This is a genomic window from Deinococcus marmoris DSM 12784 (assembly GCF_000701405.1).
Taxonomy (GTDB): Bacteria; Deinococcota; Deinococci; order Deinococcales; family Deinococcaceae; genus Deinococcus; species Deinococcus marmoris.
Genome location: NZ_JNIV01000030.1, coordinates 14,298 through 34,100, shown reverse-complemented (window position 1 = coordinate 34,100; position 19,803 = coordinate 14,298). Strand labels below are relative to the sequence as shown.

Sequence of the window (19,803 nt, the reverse complement as noted above, 5' to 3'; positions counted from 1 at the left end):
CCTCAACCGGAGGTTTTCCATGAAGAAACTCGTACTGTCCCTGTCCGCCCTGCTGCTCGCCGGTTCCGCCCTGGCCGCCGATCCCGTCTTTCCCAAAGGCCCCAGCAACAAGATCACACTGGAAGTCTGGTCCTGGGTGCCTGGACTGGACAAAACGGTGACGGCCTTCGAGAAGGCGTACCCCAACATCAAGATCAAGATTCTGAACCTGGGCGGTGGCCCCGCCACTTACACCAAGCTCCAGACTGCCATCAAGGCCGGCGCAGGTGCGCCCGACGTGGCACAGGTGGAATACGGCTTCCTGCCCGCCTTCGCCGATACCGGCGGTCTGGCCGATCTCAGCAAGTACGGCGCAAACGACTACAAGAAGTATTTCGTGCCGTGGACCTGGGGACAGGTCAGCCCTGACGGCAAGGCCGTGTACGCCATTCCGCAGGACACCGGCCCGTTTGCGATGGTCTACCGTGACGACCTTCTCAAGAAGTACAGCATCGCCGCCCCCAAGACCTGGGCCGACTACGCCAAGGCCGCCGCCACCGTCAAGGCCAAGAGCAACGGGGCCGTCAAGTTCGGCAACTTCTACGCCACCTTCGCGCCGTGGTTCATGGCGCTGGCCTGGGCCGACGGCGGGCAGTTCTTCAAGCGCGACGGCGACGGCTGGGTGCAGACCCTGAACAACCCGGCGGCCAAGAAGTCGCTGAACTACTGGAACACCATGATCAAGAAGGGTGAGGTCGGCACGCTGGCGGGCTTCAGCGCCGACTACTGGAATGCGGCGGGTGCGGGCAAACTCGCCACCAACATGGAAGCGGCCTGGGGACCGGGCGGCTACGCGGGCAGCCTGGGTACCAAGTCGGCGGGCATGTGGCGTGTGGCCCCGCTGCCGCAGTGGACGGCAGGCGGCACCATCAAGAGCGGCAACTGGGGCGGCAGCAGCAACGTGGTGACCACCCAGAGCAAGAACCCGCAGGCAGCCACGCTGTTCGCGCTGTGGCTCAACCTGTCCACCACGGCCATCACCGCCGACTGGAACAACGGAGGCCTGTTCCCTGCCAGCGACGCGGGCCTGAGCCTGCCCGCCCTGGCCGTGACCAGCAAGAACCCCAGCAAGTTCTTCGGCGGCCAGAACATCAGCGCCGTGTACGCGCAGGCTTCGCGCGGCGTGAACGTGAACTTCGAGTGGGCACCGTGGTTCCCCTTCGTGAACGACAACTACACCAAGCAGATCGACCGGATGCTCAAGGGCCAGCTCACCCCCGATCAGGCGCTGGACGCGTGGCAGGCTGAGTCGCTGGCCTACGCCAAGCAGAACGGCTTCACAGTCAAGTAGCGCGGATGACGTGTGGACAGCGGGGCATGTTCGGGTGCTTCCAAGCCGCACGCCAGACCGTCTGACCGCTCAGCCAGCGCACGGGCGGTCAGATACGGCAGGAGAGAGGGGCGCGAACGTTGCACCCCTCTCTCCTCGTTTCAAGCATTGTTGCCGGGTTTTGACTGAGCTTGACCAAGTTTAATTAAGGAGGTGCTTGCCTTTGCGATACCGCACGACGCCCTGGTTTTTCCTGACCCCCTTCCTGCTGGCTTTCACCGCATTTTTCATTGCCCCAGTGGGATATGCCATTTATCTGAGCCTGTTCATCAAAAAGCGCGTCGGCTTCGGCCCGGCACAAAACGTCTTCGGCGGCCTGGAAAACTATGTCCGGGCCTTTCAGGACACTGCTTTTCTTCAATCACTGGGCAATATCCTGCTGTTTCTGGCCATTCAGGTGCCCCTGATGATCCTGGTGGCCACGGCAATGGCCCTGATTCTGGACAGCGTGAAGAAAGGCTTCGCTCAGAAGTTCTTCCGCACCGCTTTTTACCTGCCGTACACCGTGCCCGGCGTCATCGCGGGGTTGCTGTGGGGCTACCTGTACTCCAAGAACCTGTCGCCCCTGAACCAGATCACCGGCCTGAACACTGATTTTCTCAGCAGCAGCATTCTGCTCTTTAGCATCGGCAATATCGTGACGTGGACCTGGACGGGTTACAACATGATCACGCTGTATGCCGCGTTGCAAAACATTCCGGGCGACATCTACGAGGCGGCCCGCATCGACGGCGCGAGCAACTGGAACGTGACCCGCTACGTCAAACTGCCGCTGCTGCGTCCGGCACTGACCCTGACGGGCATCTTCTCGGTGATCGGGACCATGCAGATCTTCTCGGAACCGTTCGTGCTGCGTCCCCTGGGCTACGTGCCAGACAACATTACACCCAACACCTACCTGTATCTGGCGGTGGCGCGTGACGGCAACTTCGGCTACGGCGCGGCGCTGGCGATCATCATGGCCGTACTGACCCTGATTCTGAGCAGCTTCTTTTTACGCAACGTCCGGGGAGAAACCGCATGACCAGCACGGGTATAGAGCAACCCCAGACCGCGAGAACCGCCCGCGCCCCGCGCCCATCCAGACCGCCGCGCGAGGGCTTTTCGCCGCTGCAATGGGGCCTGCTGTTCCTGTTCTGCATCTACTCGCTGCTGCCGCTGTGGTGGGTGTTGACCACCATGACCAAGAGCAACGGCCAGCTTTACTCCACCTTCGGGCTGTGGTTCGCCTCGCCCAGCAACTTTGCAGAAAATGTTCAGCTCCTGTTCACCCGCGAAAACGGCATCTTCGCGCGCTGGCTGCTCAACTCCTTCCTGTACGCCGGGGTCTCGGCGATAGGCAGCATGATGTTCGCGGCGATGGGCGGCTACGCCTTTGCCAAATTCCAGTTCCGGGGCCGCGATGCGCTGTTCACCATGATTCTGGCCACCATCATGGTTCCCAGCACCGCGCTGGCCCTGCCGATCTTTTTGCTGATGCAGCAGATTGGGCTGATCAACACCTACTGGGCCGTCATTTTGCCCAGTCTGGTCAACCCGTTCGGCCTGTACCTGATGCGCCTGTTCTGGGAAGCCGGATTTCCCACCGACCTGATGGAAGCCGCCCGCATCGACGGCGCGTCCGAGGGCAAGATCTTCTGGCAACTGGGGCTGCCCCTGGTGCGCGGCGGGCTGGTCACGGTGGCGCTATTCTCGTTCGTGGGCGCGTGGAACAACTTCTTTCTGCCACTGGTGGTGGTCAACAAGGACACCCTCTTTCCGCTGACGCTGGGGCTGTCAGTGTGGAACCAGACCAGTTCCAGCAGCGGGCAGGACCCCATTTACACCGTGATCGTGCTGGGCGCGTTGGTCAGCATTCTGCCGCTGATCATCGCCTTCCTGAGCCTGGGACGATACTGGCAGGGCGGGTTGACTTCCGGGGCGACGAAAGGTTGATTGCTTGAGCTGCAACGTCATTTCGTGGCTGGCATCGCGGGCGGCGCAGTCAAGGACTGAGACGAGTTCCGGTTGGAAAGTGTAGAGATCGGGACAGTTCCGGTCTCTACTTTCCACGCCCGGAACCCGACTTTTCCCCTCTCGCCTCCGTCATGGACAGACGTTCCTGACTTGCAGAGCTTCCCAGGAAGGAACGCTCCTCCTCTGACCCGGATTCCCGGCTGTTTGCAACACTTTCCAACCGGAGTCCATATCACCCGACGTTCTGGAGACCCGCATGACCAACGGATTTAAACCCGATCAACTCCTCTACGGAGGCGACTACAACCCCGAACAGTGGCCCCCCGAAATCTGGCGCGAGGACGTGCGGCTGATGCAGGAGGCAGGCGTCAACTTCGTGTCGCTGGGCATCTTTTCGTGGGCCAAACTGCAACCGGGGCCGGACGCCGCCTTCAATTTTGGCTGGCTCGACGAGGTCATGGGGCTGCTGCACGCGGGCGGCATCGGCATCAATCTGGCCACCGCCACCGCCAGCCCGCCGCCCTGGCTTTTTGTTCAGTTTCCCGATGCCAGGCCCGTCACCTGGGACGGCGTGCGGCTGGAAGTCGGCGGGCGGCAGCTCTACTGCCCCAGCCATCAGGGCTTCCGGTCTGCGGTGCAGACGTTGGTGCGGGCGGTGGCCGGGCGCTACAGCGATCACCCGGCGCTGCGGCTGTGGCACGTCAACAACGAGTACGGCTGTCACATCAGCGAATGTTTCTGTGATCTGTGCGGCGAACAGTTCCGCGTCTGGCTGCGTGAACGCTACGGCGACATCGCAACGCTGAACGCCGCCTGGGGCACGGCCTTCTGGAGCCAGCAGTACGGCGAGTGGGCCGAGATTCAGCCGCCGCGTCAGGCCCCCACCTATGCCAACCCGGCCCAGCAGCTTGACTGGCGGCGCTTTTCCAGCGACAACCTGCTGGGCCTCTTTGAACTGGAAGTGGAAGTGCTGCGCGAAATCACGCCGCAGGTGCCCGTGACCACCAACTTCCTGGGCTTTCTCAAGAACGTCGATTACGTCAAGTGGGCGGGCCGGGAGGACGTGGTCAGCCTGGACGCCTACCCCGATCCGGCTGACCCACTGGGCCATGTGGAGGCGGCGCTGCAATACGATCTGGTGCGCTCGCTGGGCGGTGGCCAGCGCTGGCTGCTGATGGAGCAAGCCACCAGCGCGGTGAACTGGCGCACCCGCAACGCCCCCAAGCGGCCCGGCCTGATGCGGCTGGATTCCCTCCAGGCCGTGGCGCACGGGGCCAGCGCCGTGATGTACTTCCAGTGGCGGGCCTCGCGGGCCGGGGCCGAGAAGTACCACAGTGGAATGCTGCCGCATGTGGGGGAAAAGTCCCGCACCTGGCAGGAAGTCAAGGCGCTGGGCGCGGAACTGCGTGGGCTGAGGCCGCTGGCGCAGATGGGCGTTCCCACCCGCGTGGCCCTGCTGTTCAACTGGGAAAACTGGTGGGCGCTGGAGATTGACAGCAAGCCCAGCGCCGACCTGCGCCAGATGCCGATTGTCCTGAAGTATTACGCGGCGCTGAGGAGCCTGGGGCAAAGCGTTGATCTGGTCTGGCCAGAGGGTGACCTGAGCGGCTACGACGCCGTGATCGTGCCAAACGCCTACCTGCTGACGGCAGGAGCTGCCGGGAATCTGCGGGCCTTCGTGCAGCGCGGCGGCCATCTGGTGCTGGGAGCGTTCAGCGGGATTGTGGATGAACACGAACAGATCGGGCTGGGCGGCTATCCGGCAATGCTCAGGGACGTGCTGGGGGCCTGGGTAGAGGAATGGCTGCCGCTGGCCCCTGGCGCGACGCTGGGCGTGCGCCGGGAGGATGGTCAGGAGACGCAGACCCGAACCTGGGCCGAGAAATTGCACCTGAGCGGCGCACAGGCCCTGGCGCACTTTACCGGGGACTATCTGGCAGGCGGCGCAGCCATCTCCGAACACGCCTTCGGGCAGGGGCGGGCGTACTACCTCGCCGCCGACTTTGAACGCGAGGATATCGCCTGGGTGCTGCGCCGCGCGCTTCTGGCGGCGGGTGTGGCTGTCAGTGACCTGCCACTGGAACTGGATGTCGGCGTCTCCAGCAGCCAGGACAGCCACGTGCTGACCCTGCTCAATTTTCACCGCACTGAAACTCTTCACCTTCAGCTTCCCGAGGGCGGCCACGAACTGGGCGGCGCGGGCAACGTGGCCCCGCGTCTGGACCTTGCCCCGCTGGAAGCGCGCTTCGTGCGCTATGACCGCCCTGTCGCACCCAGTGACGTGCATGTCGTGACCAGCGAACTCGCTCCAGTCTGAGCCTGTTCGGACTGCGCCAGTCACAAATGGGCGCGGACAGCAGTCAGACGCGGAGGATCAAACGCCTTGACTCTCAACTCCACACCCCTCTCCCCTCCCCAGGACACTCCCATGACCCAACCAAAATCTGGCCTCACCCCACACCTCCAGCTCGGTTCCTGCGATTACCCGGAGCATGTGCCCCAGGACCGCTGGGTTCCCTACGCAAAGCAGCAAAAAGAGCTGGGCCTGACCTACGTCCGCATTGCCGAGTTCGCCTGGAGCCGCATGGAACCGCGCCCCGGCGAGTACGACTGGGAGTGGCTGGACACCGCCATTGACGCCTACCACGCAGAAGGTCTGCGCGTGGTGCTGTGTACGCCCACACCCACCCCGCCCGCATGGCTGATCCGCGCCCACCCCGAGATCCTGCCGGTAGACGCGCAGGGCCGCGTGCGCGAGTTCGGTTCGCGGCGGCAGTACGACTTCGCCAGTCCCATTTACCGCCAGCATTCCCGCCGCATCACGCGGGCGATGGCCGAGCGCTACGGCGAGCATCCGGCGGTGGCAGGGTGGCAGACCGACAACGAGTTCGGCTGCCACGACACGGCCCGCAGTTACGGTGGGGCCAGCGCCGAGGCGTTTCCGGTCTGGCTGGAAAAGAAATACGGCACGCTGGAGGCTCTGAACGTGGCCTGGGGCAACGTCTTCTGGAGCATGGAATATGACGGCTGGGGTCAGATCAGACCGCCCAACCTGACGGTCACGGAGCCGAACCCGTCGCATGTGCTGGACTTTTACCGCTTCGCCTCGGCTATGGTGGCCGAATTTCAGGCCGAGCAGGTGGCGATCCTGCGGGAGCTGTCGCCGGGCCGTTTCGTCACGCACAACTTCATGATCTTTGAGACTGGCTTTGACCACTACGAGGTGGCAAAGGGTCTGGATTTTGTGACCTGGGACAATTACCCGCTGGGGATGCTGGAATTCTTTGCCCCGTCTGGCAGCGGCGACGATGTGAAGACGCACTTTGCGCGAACCGGGCAGCCGGACCTGATCGCCTTCAATCACGATCTGTACCGGGGCCTGCTGGGCGGAAAGAATGCGCTGGGACGCGACGGCGCGGGCACACCGAACGGCCCCTGGGTCATGGAGCAGCAGTGCGGGCAGGTCAACTGGGCACCCTTCAACCCGCTGCCCGCCGACGGAGCCGTCCAACTGTGGACCGCGCAGGCTTGGGCGCACGGCGTGGATGTCGTCAGCTATTTCCGCTGGCGGGCCGCCACGATGGCGCAGGAGGTCATGCACTCTGGCCTGCTGAGGCACGACGAGACGCCGGACCGGGGCTTTGCGGAGGTGGCCGAACTGGACACCGCGCAATTCCCCGTGGGCAAGGTATCCGCCAGAATTGCCCTGCTGCACGACTACGAGAGTCTGTGGCTCTACGATCAGCAGAAACACAGCGCCAGCCTGAGCTACTGGACGCAGACGCTGACCTACTACATGGCGCTGCGTGGCCTGGGCGTGGATGTGGACGTGATTCACGCCGACGCCGATTTGAGTGGCTATGCAGTGATTGTCGCGCCCGCCATTACCCTCGTCTCCAAGGAGCGGGCGGCGCACTGGACGGCGGCGGTGGAAGCTGGCGCGAAGCTGGTCTGCGGCCCACGCACTGCCTTCCGCACACCGGGCGGCGAGACCTGGGCGGACGGGCAATTCGGCCCGCTGTCCGAACTGGTGGGCGCAAAGCTGCTGCAATACGATTCGCTGCGCCCCACCCTCTCCCAGAAGGTGACCGGGGGCGGCGGCGATTTTGAAGCGCACGCCTGGGCCGAGAGCTACCGCACGCAGAACGCCGAAACGCTTTACAGCTACTCCGGCGGCCCGCTGGACGGCCAGAGCGCGGTGATCCGCAACGGCGGCGTGACCGTGATCGGCGCACACAGCGAGAAACTGATCGGCAGCGTGCTGGCAGAAGTGCTGAGGGGCGCGGAAGTGACCGTGACGCCTCTGCCTGGTGGCGTGCGCCTCAGCCGCCGGGCGGGGAAAGTCCTGCTTCAGAACTGGAACCCGGACGCGGTGGAGTGGAACGGACAAACGCTGGAAGCGGTCAGCTTTACCGTTTTGGAGTATGGGCATGTCTGAATGGACCCTTGATGTCAATCCGGCGCAGGTGCGCGTGCTGATCAGCGGCTACCAGTCCTGGAGCGAGGCCGAACTGCGCCCGCTGACCGACGTGCAGGCCACGCCTCTGATGCAATGGCGGCAGGAGCAGGGCCACGATCCGGCCTTCCTTCCCAGCGGCGAGGCGGGCGTGTGGCGCAGCCATACCGTGCTGGCCCTAGTGCGCCCGGACGGCGGCGGCTGGGTGGGCGCAGCGCGGGACGCCACGAACAGTTTTATCCACTGGGAAGCGCGGGCCGAAGGCGACTCAGTAGACAGTGGCAGGGTGCGCGTGTCCGGCACGGTGGAGGGGCCGGAGGTGGAGCTGACCTGGGATGAAACGGGCGACGTGATCGGCACGCTGGAAAGCCGCGCCGCCGAACTGGGACAGACCATGCACGCCCGCACGCCCGCGCCGCAGCGGGTCTGGTGTAGCTGGTACAGCTATTACCGCGACGTGACGCTGGACGCCATGCTGGAGAACGCCCGGCTGGCCCGCGAACACAAGCTCCCCTTTGACGTGTTCCAACTGGACGACGGCTTTCAGGCGGGTCTGGGCGACTGGTTCACCGCCTCGGACCATTTTGGGGGCCATGCGCGGGACCTTCCGGCAGGGTTGAAAGAACTGGGCTTCACGGCGGGGCTGTGGCTGGCCCCCTTTCTGGCGTCGCCCACCTCGCAACTGTTCAAGGACCATCCTGAGTGGATGCTGCGCGGCGGGGACGATAAGCCGCTGGCGGTGGGCTACAACTGGGGCGGTGCGTATTACGCGCTGGACACCACGCACCCCGAAGTGCTGGAGTGGCTGCGCGATCTGGCCGCCACCGTGCGGGGCTGGGGCTATCCGTACCTGAAGCTGGACTTCCTGTACGGCGCGGCGCTGCCTGGGGTGCGGCACGACCCGTCGGTGGGCCGGGCGGCGGCGTACCGCAACGGCTTGCAGGCCCTGCGCGACGGCGCGGGAGACGACGCTTTCCTGCTGGGCTGCGGCGCACCGCTGGCGGGCAGCATCGGCATCGTGGACGCCATGCGGACCGGGCCGGACGTGGCCCCGCTGTGGGACGAGGAATCGCGCCGGGTCTGGCTGGGCGACGCCACTGGCCCCAGCGCCCGCAACGCGCTGCACACGTCCCTTTCGCGCTGGTATCAGCACTCGTGGTATCAACCGGACCCGGACGTGGCGATCTGCCGCCGCGAACTGAGCCTGCTGAACTCTACTGAGCGCCACGCCATCGCCGCCATGCTGGACGTGGTGGGTGGCCTGCGCGCCAGCAGTGACCCGATTGCCATGCTGGACGCCGAAGGGCTGGCGCTGCTGCGCCGTTGTCTGGAGATCAGCACACCGGACCGGCCCCTCACCCTGACCGAGAGTTTTGGCGGCGCAGTCACGCACTTCACGCGGGCCACCTTCAACCTGACTGACTCGGGTGTCAGTGACATCCCCGCGCATGGCGCAAAATGGCCGTTATGACCTCTACCGCCGCCAGCCAGACGTATCAGCAGGAGTTCACCAAGCCCGATGGCCGCCCGCTGACCCTGTACGGCCTCCGTCCCATCGTGGTCACGTCCGAGATTCCCAGCCCCAGCCCAGACCCTGTGGACGCCCGCCCGGTCATGCGCTGGCACCCGTTGCGCGGCGAGTGGGTGATGTACGCCGCACACCGTCTGGGGCGCACCTTTCTGCCGCCACCCGAATACAATCCGCTGGCACCCACCTCTGACCCGGCACACCCCACCGAACTGCCGCGTGGTGAATACGATCTGGCCGTCTTTGCCAACCGTTTTCCCAGCCTCACGTTGAATGCCCCGGAGCCTCCGCCCGGCCCGGCAGACACGCGGGCGGGCGTGGGCGCGTGTGAAGTCGTGGTGTTCAGCCAGAACGCGGCGGGGCGACTCTCTGATCTCTCGGACGCGCAGATGAGCTTGCTGCTATCCGTCTGGGCCGACAGAACCTCCCGTTTCGCGGCGGGCGGTGTGATCAAGAGCGTGCTGGCCTTCGAGAACCGGGGCGTGGAGGTGGGCGTGACCCTGCATCACCCACACGGCCAGATTTACGCCTATGACCACCTTCCACCCGTGGCGACGCGGATGCTGGAGATGGCACAGAAGCATCAGGCCGAGACGGGAAATGCCTGGATTTCCGATTTCGTGGCTGCCGAAAGAGAAGCGGGCGAACGCGTCGTCCACGATGAGGGCGCGGCGCTGAGCATCGTGCCGCCCTTCGCCCGCTACACCTATGAGACCTGGATTCTCCCGGCGCGTCCGGTGGGCCTGCTCTCTGAGTTGACCCATGACGAGCGCGACGCCTTCGCCCGCACATTGAAAGACGCCCTGCTGCGTCTGGACGCGCTGTTCGGCGTGCGGATGCCGTATCTGATGACCGTGCATCAAGCGCCGCTTGATGCACCCCATCCCGAATTCCCGTTGCACATCGAGCTTTACCCGTACCTGCGGGCGGCGGGCCGCATGAAATATCTGGCCGGAACCGAGCAGGGCGCGGGCGAGTTCGCCAACGACAAATTCCCCGAAGTGGCGGCGGCGGAACTGCGGGCGGTGACCCTTGAAGACGTTTGAAGACGTGTTCGGAAACGCGCCAGAGGTCACGGCCTCCGCACCGGGCCGAGTCAATCTGCTGGGCGAACACACCGATTATCAGGGCGGTTTCGTGCTGCCCACCGCCATTCCGCAGCGGGCCACTGTGGGCCTGGGCAGGAATGGAACACCCAGTCACGTGCTGTACAGCGCCAACCTAGAGAAGACCCTGCGCGTCCCGGTGGGCGAGGTGGGGACCGAGTTCGCGCCCTACCTGACCGGCTGCCTGAAGCTGAGCGGCGTGACGGAAGGGCTGAACGTCCACATCTCCAGCGAGGTGCCCAGCGGCGGCCTGAGCAGTAGCGCGGCTCTGGAAGTGGCGACATTGCGGGCCTTGCGGGAGCTGTACAACCTCGATCTGGACGACGTTGAGCTGGCATTGAGGGGCGTGCAGGTGGAACACGAATTCGTGGGCGTCAAGTGCGGCGTGATGGATCAGTTGGCCAGCAGTCTGGCCGACACCCGCACCATGTTGCTGGTGGACACCCGCAGCCTGGAACGCCGCGCCGTGCCGTTTCCGGCGGGGGCCGAGGTGCTGGTGATGGATTCGGGTGTGCCGCGCCGTCTGGCCGAGAGCGGCTACAACGAGCGCCGTGCCCAGGTGGAGGAAGCGGCCCGGCTGCTGGGGGTCAAGGAACTGCGTGACGTGACCGACATCAGCGTCGTGGAAACGCTGCCTTCACCGCTGAAAGAACGCGCCCGCCATGTGGTCAGCGAGAACACGCGAGTTCTGGAAGGACTGGAAGCAGATGCCACCCGTTTTGGCGAATTGATGAACGCCACGCACGCCAGTCTGCGCGACGACTACGCCGTGTCTCACCCACTGGTGGATGATCTGGTGGCGCTGCTGCAAGCCCAGCCGGACGTGTTCGGCGCGCGAATCACGGGGGCAGGTTTTGGCGGCGCGGTGGTAGCGCTGGTGCGAGAAGGAACGGCGGCGGCGGTGGGCGCGGCGGTGCTGGCCGACTACGGCACGCTGGGGCAGGTGGTGGTGCCGTAATCCGCTGGGCAAAACAAGGGGGAGGCATTCCGTTTGGAAGCCTCCCCTTTTTTGCTCACGCCGAATTCAGATCGAAATCCGTCCAGGCAGCTCTGCCGGTTCTTCCGGTTCCTCAAAACCCACATCCGGGTTGCCGGGGCCGTCCTGCACCACGGCAGGGTCTTTGCGGTCACGCGCCGGGATCTTACGCAGGCTCTCGGCGTCGCTGTGGTGTTCGGGCACTTCGTCAAAGTGTTCATCACTGGTATGTCCGGTCATGCGGTCAGGTTAGGCGGCGTGGCCGGCGGCTGGGTGTGTCAAAGGCCAAGACGGGTTCAGCCACAGCGTTTTACACTGACGGCAATCATGAAACCCACAGCGATGAAGAATCTGGCCGCACTCCTGACCCTCGCGCTGGCAGCCTCGGCAGCGGCGCAGACCGCCCTGCCAATCCCGCCTCCTCTGCTGGCCCAGACCCCGCCTGTGGCCGCCCCACCCGTCCCCGCCAACACCGCCCGCATCAACTATTACCGCCCGGACGGCAAATATGATGGCTGGGGCCTGCACGTCTGGGAAGACGTTGGCAAACCCACCGAGTGGACTGTGCCGCTGAACCAGACGGGCAAGAGCGATTTCGGGGTGTACTGGGACGTGCCAATGAAAACCGACTGGAAGAAACTGAATTTTATCGTCCACAAGGGCGATGAGAAAGACCCTGGCCCGGACCAGACCCTGAACGCGGCGCAGGGCGTCCAGGCGTGGATCGTCAGCGGTAGCCCGGCGGTGAACACCACCAGACCGGACACCAGCGTGCGGCAGACAGGCGACCTGATGAAGCAACAGGCGATCATGCTGGGGCGCGATACGGTGGCGGTCAAGCCGGGATTCGTGCAGCCGGGCGCGTTCCTGACCCTGCATACCGCTCCCGACGCCTCGCTGAAGCTGACTCCGGCAGGGGTGGACGGCGGCACGACGCTGACGCTGGAAGAGGTAGACGGCGGCCTGACCCCCGAACTGAGAGCCAGAGTGCCGTATCTGGCCAATTACACGCTGCTGCGCGTGCGCCAGGAAGACCGGGGCAGGATCGAGGCCGCGTTGAAGGGGCAGTTGGCGGTGTCCTCCGTGATGCCGGACGGCACGGTGCTGGACGCGACCGGGGTGCAGACCGCCTGGGCGCTGGATGACCTGTACGCTTACAGCGGGCCGCTGGGCGTGACGTGGGCAGCGGACAAACCCACCGTGCGCGTGTGGGCACCCACCACCCAGGACGTGAAGCTGCGAATCAGCGACGCGGACGGCAAGAACGAGAAGACGGTCGCCATGACCCGTGACCAGGGCGGTGTGTGGACGGCGGCGGGCGACGCGAGCTGGAAAAACCGTGCCTACCGGTTTGAAACCAGAGTGTTCGCCCCCAGCACCGGCAAGATCGAGACCAACCTCGTGACCGATCCGTATGCCGTGGCCCTGACCCTGAACAGCACGCGCAGCCTCCTGACGGACCTGAACGACGCCGCGCACAAGCCCGCCGGGTGGGACGCCCTCAAGAAGCCTGCGCTGCGCTCCGTCAATGACCTCAGTTTCTACGAACTGCATCTGCGCGATTTCAGCGCCGCCGATGCCAGTGTCCCGGCAGCCCAGCGCGGCACGTATCTGGCCTTCACCCAGAGCGGCAGCGACGGCATGAAGCACCTGAAAGCGCTGGCCGACGCGGGCCTCAAGGCCATCCACCTGCTGCCCACCTTCGATATCGCCACCATCAACGAGGACAAGTCGCAGTGGAAGTCACCGGGCGATCTGGGCAAATTCCCGCCCAACAGCGACGAGCAGCAGAAAGCCGTCACGGCCATCAAGGAAGCCGACGCCTACAACTGGGGCTATGACCCGTACCACTACATGGTGCCGGAGGGCAGCTACGCGGTGAAGGCGGACGAGCGCACGAAGGAATACCGCCAGATGGTCATGGCGCTGAACGCCTCTGGCCTGCGCGTGATTCAGGACGTGGTGTTCAACCACACCAACGCGGCGGGACAGGAGGGGCGCAGCGTGCTGGACAGGATCGTGCCCGGCTATTACCACCGCCTGAACGTGGACGGCGGCGTGGAAAACAGTACGTGCTGCTCCAACACCGCCACCGAACGCAGCATGATGCGGCGGCTGATGACCGACACGCTGGTGCTGATGGCGAAGGCGTACAGGGTGGACGGCTTCCGCTTTGACCTGATGGGCCACCACCTCGTTTCCGACATGAAGGCGGTGCGGGCCGCCCTGGACGCCCTGACCGTACAGAAAGACGGTGTGGACGGCAAGCAGCTCTACGTCTACGGCGAGGGCTGGGACTTTGGCGAGGTCCAGGGCAACAAGCGCGGCGTGAATGCCACGCAGATCAACATGTACGGCCAGGGCATCGGCACCTTCAATGACCGTATCCGGGACGCGGTGCGCGGCGGTAATCCGTTTGGCGGCCTCCAGGAACAGGGTTTTGCCACCGGACTGGTGGGCCTGCCCAACGGCCAGAACGGCAACACCGACACGGCCAAGCTGCTGCAACTCTCGGACCTGATCCGGGTGGGCCTGACGGGCAACCTGCGCGACTACAGGTTGACCAACGCGGCGGGACAGACGGTCACGGGCGCGGACATCAAGTACGGCGATTCACCCGCCGGATACGCCGCCAGCCCACAGGAAACCATCAACTACGCCAGCGCCCACGACAACCAGACCCTGTTTGACGCCGTGCTGCTCAAGGCCCCGCAGAACGCGACAGGGGCGCAACGCACGCGGATGCAAAACCTCGCGGGCAGCCTGATTTTGCTGGGCCAGGGGCTGCCGTTCAGCACCTCCGGCGACGAGCTGCTGCGTTCCAAGAGCTTCGACACCGACAGCTACAACAGCGGTGACTGGTTCAATACCATCGACTGGACGGGCCAGACCAACGGCTTTGGACGGGGCCTGCCCCCCGCCGAGAAGAACGCCGACAACTGGACCCTGTACCGCCCGATTCTGGGCAACGCAACGCTGAAACCCAGCCCGGCAGACATCCGGCGGGCCTCCGACTCCTACCGCGAATTCCTGCGGGTGCGCTATTCCTCTGAGCTGTTCCGCATGGGAACGGCAGCGCAGGTGCAGCAGAACCTGACCTTCCTGAACACCGGCCCCGGACAGCTTCCCGGCGTGATCGCCATGAAACTCAGCGGCGCGGTCAGTGCTGGCAACCCGTATAAGAATATCGTGGTGGTCTTCAACGGCAGCGGCAAGGATGTGACCATGACGGACGCGAAACTGGCGGGCCTGAACCTGAGCCTGCATCCGGCCCTGGCGGCCAGCACGGACAGCGTGGTCAAGACGAGCAAGTACGCTGGAAGCAGCGTGACCGTGCCGGGCCTGACGACAGCGGTGTTCGTCGGCAAATGAGTCAGAAGCCGCTGCTGGTGCTGGTGACCGGGGTTCCAGGCAGCGGCAAAACCACGCTGGCGGCGGCGTTGAGGGAGAAGTTGGGCTTCGTCCTCCTCTCCCGCGACGACTTTCAGGTTCGGCTCTGGAATCTCTGGCAGGATCAGCCGGACCTGCTGCCCGAGGTTCCCAGGGCGCACTGGGCCGCGTATTACGCCACGGTGGATGCCCTGCTGAACGCGGGCTTGAGCGTGGTGGTCGAGGGCAGCGTCCACAGCAGGCGTGGTGCGGATGAAATCGGGGCGCTGTTGCCGAAAGCCGACGCGGTGGTCATTCACTGCGCGGTTCCGAAAGCGGTCAGCCACGAGCGGTTCCGCAGTCGCGCAGGCGTGGGCCGCCGCAGCCACCCGGCTTACACGGACGCCGATAACTTCCGGCAGATGGAGGAAAACCCATCCCGCTGGGCGCACTTCGAGCAGCCTGTGCAACTGGACATCCCCAGCATGACCGTGGACACCGCCAGCGGCTATGAGCCTGCATTGGACAACATTCTGGAATTCATCTGGCAACGTGGTGCAGCGCAGCCTCGAAGCCTTACGCCTGCCGAAAATCAACAGAGACTGTAGCGGACATTTATTGTCTGCATAAAGGCTGGCTGAGGGAAAGGCAAAACGTGGATCAGCCCCCGCATCCCAGTCTGAGAGATATGAGAGACAGAGGCACAAAGTCCTGCCTCTGTCTGGCGTTAGCCTTTCTTTCGTATCTGGAACACCGAAATACACTCGGTGACGGTTCCACATCCCCCTGAATTTTCCCCGGAGGTTTTCAATGAAAGTATCCACCTTAACCCGTTCCACCCTGGCCGTGCTGGCCGCGTCACTGCTGGCTGCCGCTGCCGCCAAGCCCATTATCGTGGGCAGCAAACTCGATCCCGAGGCGCAGATTCTGGGGCAGATGATTCTCCTGACCCTCAAGAACGCGGGCCTGGAGACCACCGACAAGACCAATCTGGGCGATACCGGCGTGAACCGCAAGGCGATCCTGGCCGGAGAAATTGACGTGTACCCCGAGTACACCGGCAACGCGGTCTACCTGTTCCCGGCGTCCAAGATCACGGCCAAGCAGGCGGGGAACCCCGGCACCATTTACGGGCTGGCGCGGCAACTGGACAGCAAGAACGGCATCACCTGGCTCAAGCCCGCCAACGTCAACAACACCTGGGTGATCTCGGTGCCGCAGAAGCTGGCCACCGCAGAGAAGCTCAGGAGCGTGGCCGATCTGGCGAAATACGTCAACAAGGGCGGCAAGCTCAAGATCGCGGGCAGCCCCGAGTACTTCAACCGCCCCGACACCTTCCCGGCCTTCGAGTCCGCCTACGACTTCAAGCTCAAGCCCGATCAGAAGCTGGTGCTGGCCGGAGCGACGCCTCCTCAGGCGCAGCAGGCTGCCTCTAACGGCACCAACGGCGTCAACGCAGCGATGGCCTACGGCACCGACGGCACACTGGCGGCCCTGAACATGGTGGCCCTGACCGATCCCAAGGGCGCGCAGTTCGTGTACCAGCCCGCGCCGATCATCCGCACCAGCACCCTCAAGGAAAACCCGCAGGTGGAAGCGGCGCTGAACAAGGTCTTCGCAGGACTGAACGCCAGCACCCTGCAAGGACTGAACGCCAAGGTGGCGCTGGAAGGCCGCACCCCGCAGGCCGTGGCGCAGGAATACCTGAAGTCCAAGAACCTGATCAAGTAAGCAGAGTTCGCGGCGTGGGCGGTGGAGAGGCCGGAGCAAGCGGCACTCCACCGCCCCTCTTCTATGCCTTCTTCTTCATCCTTCAACAAGAGGTAAAGCGGATGGGGCCGTAAAGCACCCCGTCCTCCTCAATGATGGGAATGTTTGCTGCCCGCCCCTGCCCCTGTGCCCCTGATCCCAACGCCGAGGAGTTTCCTCTTGACCGTTCTGAACGCATGACCACCTCTACCCTGTCTCCGCAGGCCAACCCGCGCCGCGTAGCCGCCCAGCCGGATGTGCAACTGATCTTCTGGCTGGGCGGCGCGCTGATGCTGGTGGCCTCCTTCCTGCCGTGGGCGCTGCTGCGGCCCAACCGTCTGGCGGCGGGGGAATACCTGCGGCTGGACGTGCTGTGGATGGTGGCTGGCTTGATACTGGCCCTGGCGGTTCCCTTCTCGGCGCGGCTGTGGCCCCGGCTGACGCCCCTCCTGAGCGGCGCGGCCCTGGCGCTGGGCTTTTACCTGCTGGGGTCACAGATGACCGCCGCCATGCTGGACCAGCCGGAATTTGCGCGGGCCAGCGCCAGCAGCGGGCTGTGGGTGTGGTTGCTGGGGGCGGGCATTGCCGTGTACGGGGCCAGTCAATTGACACTGCCGGAGCGCTCGTGGAGATGGCTGGCGTGGCTGTGGGTTCCGGTTCTGATTGTGCTGGCCCTGACCGGACACCTGGCCGACTGGTCCGTGCTGCGCGAGCTGGATGCCCAGCAAGCCCGCTTCTTGCAGGAGGTGGGGCAGCACCTGAAGCTGGTGCTGACGGGGCTGGGGCTGGCAGTATTGATCGGTGCGCCGCTGGCCGTGTGGGCGTCGCGGCGGCCCCGCGCGGCGGAGGCGGTGCTGGGCTTTGCCAATGGGGTCCAGACCATTCCCAGTCTGGCGCTGCTGGGCCTGCTGATCGCGCCGCTGGGCGCACTGGCGAACGCGTTCCCGTTCCTGCGCGAGGTGGGGGTGAGCGGCATCGGCACGGCCCCAGCGCTGACGGCGCTGACCCTGTACGCACTGCTGCCCGTGCTGAGGAACGGACTAGTGGCCCTGCGTGGCGTCTCACCCGGCGCACTGGACGCTGCGCGTGGCATGGGCATGACCGACAACCAGCGCTTCTGGCGGGTGCAGTTGCCGCTGGCGCTGCCCGTGTGGCTGTCTGGCATCCGGCAGGCAGCGGTGCTGCTGGTGGGTGTGGCCAGCATCGCGCAACTGATCGGTGCGGGTGGACTGGGCTATTTCATCTTCAGCGGCCTGCAAACGGCGGCCAGCGACCTGATCCTGCTGGGCGCGATTCCCGCCGCGCTGCTGGCGATTGGCGTGGACGCCCTGCTGCGCGGCCTGGAAGTCCTGCTGACCCGGCAGTGGGGGCGGGGATGAGGCGCGGGCGCGGTTTAAGGGTCAAAGGGTCTGAGGGTCTAAGGTTGTTAGCTCCTCCCCCCTCGTGGGGGAGGCTGGGAGGGGGGGCCACCGGGCAGGCCGCCACATCACACAAGTTGCCCAGGTTCCTCCCAAGCACCCCCCAACTCCCCGGAGCCAGCCATGATTGAACTTCAAAACCTGGAAAAGAAGTACGTCAACGAGACCTCCGGCGAGACCTTCTACGCCGTCAAGAATCTGAGTCTCGTCTTTCCAGACGGCAAAATTACCGCGCTGCTGGGGCCTTCGGGCTGCGGCAAGACCACCACACTGCGGATGATCAACCGCCTGACCGAGCCGACGGGCGGCAAAATTATGCTGAACGGGCAGGACATCATGGCCCAGCGCCCGGAAGACCTGCGGCGGGGGGTCGGCTACGTGATCCAGCAGATCGGGCTGTTCCCGCACCTGAGCGTGTTGCAAAACGTCGCCACCGTGCCGGATCTGCTGGGCCGTCCGAAGGCGCAGACGCGGGAGCGGGCGCGCGAGTTGCTGGACCTCGTCGGCCTGGAGCCGGGGCAATTTGCCGACAAACATCCGCACGAGTTGTCCGGCGGGCAGGCCCAGCGGGTGGGCGTGGCGCGGGCGCTGGCCGCCGATCCCCCGGTGCTGCTGATGGACGAACCCTTCGGCGCGCTGGACCCGCTGGCCCGCGACAAGTTGCAGGAGGCGTTTCTGGATATCCAGCGGCGCTTGCAAAAAACCATTGTGCTGGTCACGCACGACATCGACGAGGCGCTGCGCCTGGGAGACCGGGTGGCCCTGCTGAACGGCGGGGAGTTGGCGCAGTTCGGCACGCCCAACGATCTGGTGCGCCACCCCGAGAGCGAGTTCGTGCGACAGTTCCTGGGCGAGGACGCGCTGCTGCGCCAGTTGGCTGGCCTGACCGCCTCTCAACTGGCCCAGCCGGGCGACGCCACGGGCCTGTCGCAGATCAGCGGTTCGCTGAATGTCCGTAGCGCCCTGAGTGTCATGCTGGGCCAGCGTTCGGACGCTCTGGCCGTGCTGGACGCGAATGGGCAGATTGAGGGCGTCCTGACCTGGCAGGCGCTGGAAGAGGCGGGATGACTGTCGCCCGCGCTGCCAGGACGCACAGCCCCGCCTCCGCGCTGTGGCTGGCGATGCTGTGGCCCGCGCTGCTCATGATCTGCCTGATTCCGGGGGTGCTGTCGAACCTGTTCGCGCCGTTATCGGCAGGGATTCCGCCTGAAACTGGAGACCGCCCCCTGTGGCGGCTGACCCTGATCCACCTGCAACTGGTGCTGGGCGCAGAACTGATCGTGCTGCTGATCGGGGTGCCGCTGGCCGTGTTCGTGACCCGTCCGGGCCGCGCCGCCCTGATGCGCCTGACCGAGACGGTGACGGGCCTGGGCCAGACCGTCCCCACCATCGCCATTCTCGCGCTGGCGGTGCCGACGCTGGGGCTGGGATTGCCGCCCACCGTGCTGGGGCTGGTGCTGTACGGGCTGGTGCCGGTGGTGTCCAACGGCATCGCGGGGCTGCTGGCGGTGGACAAAGGCGTGCTGGACGCGGCGCGCGGCGTGGGCATGACGCCCCGGCAGCGGCTGATGCGGGTGGAGTTGCCCCTGAGCCTCCCCGTACTGATGGCCGGAATCCGCACCAGCACGGTCTACAACGTCGGCACGGCCACGATTGGCGCGGCGCTGGGCGCGGGCGGCCTGGGCAGCCTGATCATCAATGGGCTATCTCAGCAAAATACGGGACTGGTGTTGATCGGCGCGGTGCTGGCCGGATTGCTGGCCCTGAGTCTGGACGCGCTGCTGGCCCTGGTTTCTCCGAGCGGGCGGTAGCCAGACGTTACGATGGAAGGCGAACCCCTCTGCTTCGCAGCTTTGCAAGTCCGCCCCTTTGGGGC

General features: G+C 65.1%; 15 protein-coding genes. 14 read left to right on the top strand and 1 reads right to left on the bottom strand.

The genetic code is table 11. The features are described from left to right. The first annotated feature begins 19 nt into the window (after positions 1 to 19). The 8 genes from Q319_RS0109070 (at position 20) to galK (ending at position 11,373) form a co-directional block, all read left to right on the top strand. Positions 20 to 1,330, top strand: a complete 1,311-nt coding sequence (locus Q319_RS0109070) for an extracellular solute-binding protein (RefSeq protein ID WP_029482004.1) — start codon at positions 20 to 22, stop codon at positions 1,328 to 1,330. 202 nt (positions 1,331 to 1,532) lie between these two features. After that, on the top strand, positions 1,533 to 2,393 hold the full coding sequence (locus Q319_RS0109065) for a carbohydrate ABC transporter permease (RefSeq protein ID WP_029482003.1): 861 nt from the start codon (positions 1,533 to 1,535) through the stop codon (positions 2,391 to 2,393). Next, a complete protein-coding gene (locus Q319_RS0109060; protein WP_029482002.1) occupies positions 2,390 to 3,304 on the top strand; it encodes a carbohydrate ABC transporter permease in 915 nt (304 codons plus the stop codon). Before Q319_RS0109065 ends, Q319_RS0109060 begins: the two co-directional genes overlap by 4 nt. 277 nt (positions 3,305 to 3,581) lie before the next feature. Continuing rightward, positions 3,582 to 5,642 (top strand): beta-galactosidase, encoded by a 2,061-nt coding sequence (locus tag Q319_RS0109055; protein ID WP_081845957.1) that lies wholly within the window; start codon positions 3,582 to 3,584, stop codon positions 5,640 to 5,642. A gap of 111 nt (positions 5,643 to 5,753) precedes the next feature. Further along, the gene (locus tag Q319_RS0109050; protein WP_029482000.1) at positions 5,754 to 7,763 is read left to right on the top strand and encodes a beta-galactosidase; all 2,010 of its coding nucleotides are present in this window, start codon (positions 5,754 to 5,756) and stop codon (positions 7,761 to 7,763) included. Then, the gene (locus tag Q319_RS0109045; protein ID WP_245619072.1) at positions 7,756 to 9,252 is read left to right on the top strand and encodes a glycoside hydrolase family 36 protein; all 1,497 of its coding nucleotides are present in this window, start codon (positions 7,756 to 7,758) and stop codon (positions 9,250 to 9,252) included. Before Q319_RS0109050 ends, Q319_RS0109045 begins: the two co-directional genes overlap by 8 nt. Next, the gene (galT, locus tag Q319_RS0109040; RefSeq protein WP_029481998.1) at positions 9,249 to 10,355 is read left to right on the top strand and encodes a galactose-1-phosphate uridylyltransferase; all 1,107 of its coding nucleotides are present in this window, start codon (positions 9,249 to 9,251) and stop codon (positions 10,353 to 10,355) included. Before Q319_RS0109045 ends, galT begins: the two co-directional genes overlap by 4 nt. After that, positions 10,342 to 11,373, top strand: coding sequence for a galactokinase (gene galK, locus Q319_RS0109035; protein WP_029481997.1), 1,032 nt, complete (start codon positions 10,342 to 10,344; stop codon positions 11,371 to 11,373). The genes galT and galK overlap by 14 nt, the downstream gene beginning before the upstream one ends. Before the next feature lie 66 nt (positions 11,374 to 11,439). Here galK and Q319_RS0109030 read toward each other — a convergent pair whose 3' ends face one another. Then, positions 11,440 to 11,631, bottom strand: coding sequence for a hypothetical protein (locus Q319_RS0109030; RefSeq protein WP_029481996.1), 192 nt, complete (start codon positions 11,629 to 11,631; stop codon positions 11,440 to 11,442). An 87-nt stretch (positions 11,632 to 11,718) separates the two neighbouring features. Here Q319_RS0109030 and pulA point away from each other — a divergent pair, with 87 nt between their 5' ends. The 6 genes from pulA to Q319_RS0109000 all read left to right on the top strand — a co-directional run bounded on the left by pulA (position 11,719) and on the right by Q319_RS0109000 (position 19,738). Then, positions 11,719 to 14,763 (top strand): pullulanase-type alpha-1,6-glucosidase, encoded by a 3,045-nt coding sequence (pulA, locus tag Q319_RS0109025; protein WP_245619070.1) that lies wholly within the window; start codon positions 11,719 to 11,721, stop codon positions 14,761 to 14,763. Then, the gene (locus Q319_RS0109020; RefSeq protein WP_029481994.1) at positions 14,760 to 15,368 is read left to right on the top strand and encodes an AAA family ATPase; all 609 of its coding nucleotides are present in this window, start codon (positions 14,760 to 14,762) and stop codon (positions 15,366 to 15,368) included. The genes pulA and Q319_RS0109020 overlap by 4 nt, the downstream gene beginning before the upstream one ends. Positions 15,369 to 15,570: 202 nt before the next feature. After that, entirely contained in the window at positions 15,571 to 16,491 is a 921-nt protein-coding gene (locus tag Q319_RS0109015) for a glycine betaine ABC transporter substrate-binding protein (RefSeq protein ID WP_029481993.1), read from the top strand. Positions 16,492 to 16,706: 215 nt separating this feature from the next. Continuing rightward, positions 16,707 to 17,888, top strand: coding sequence for an ABC transporter permease (locus Q319_RS0109010; protein ID WP_034414417.1), 1,182 nt, complete (start codon positions 16,707 to 16,709; stop codon positions 17,886 to 17,888). A gap of 162 nt (positions 17,889 to 18,050) precedes the next feature. Continuing rightward, positions 18,051 to 18,995, top strand: coding sequence for an ABC transporter ATP-binding protein (locus Q319_RS0109005; protein ID WP_029481991.1), 945 nt, complete (start codon positions 18,051 to 18,053; stop codon positions 18,993 to 18,995). Further along, entirely contained in the window at positions 18,992 to 19,738 is a 747-nt protein-coding gene (locus Q319_RS0109000; RefSeq protein WP_029481990.1) for an ABC transporter permease, read from the top strand. Before Q319_RS0109005 ends, Q319_RS0109000 begins: the two co-directional genes overlap by 4 nt. Positions 19,739 to 19,803: the final 65 nt, after the last annotated feature.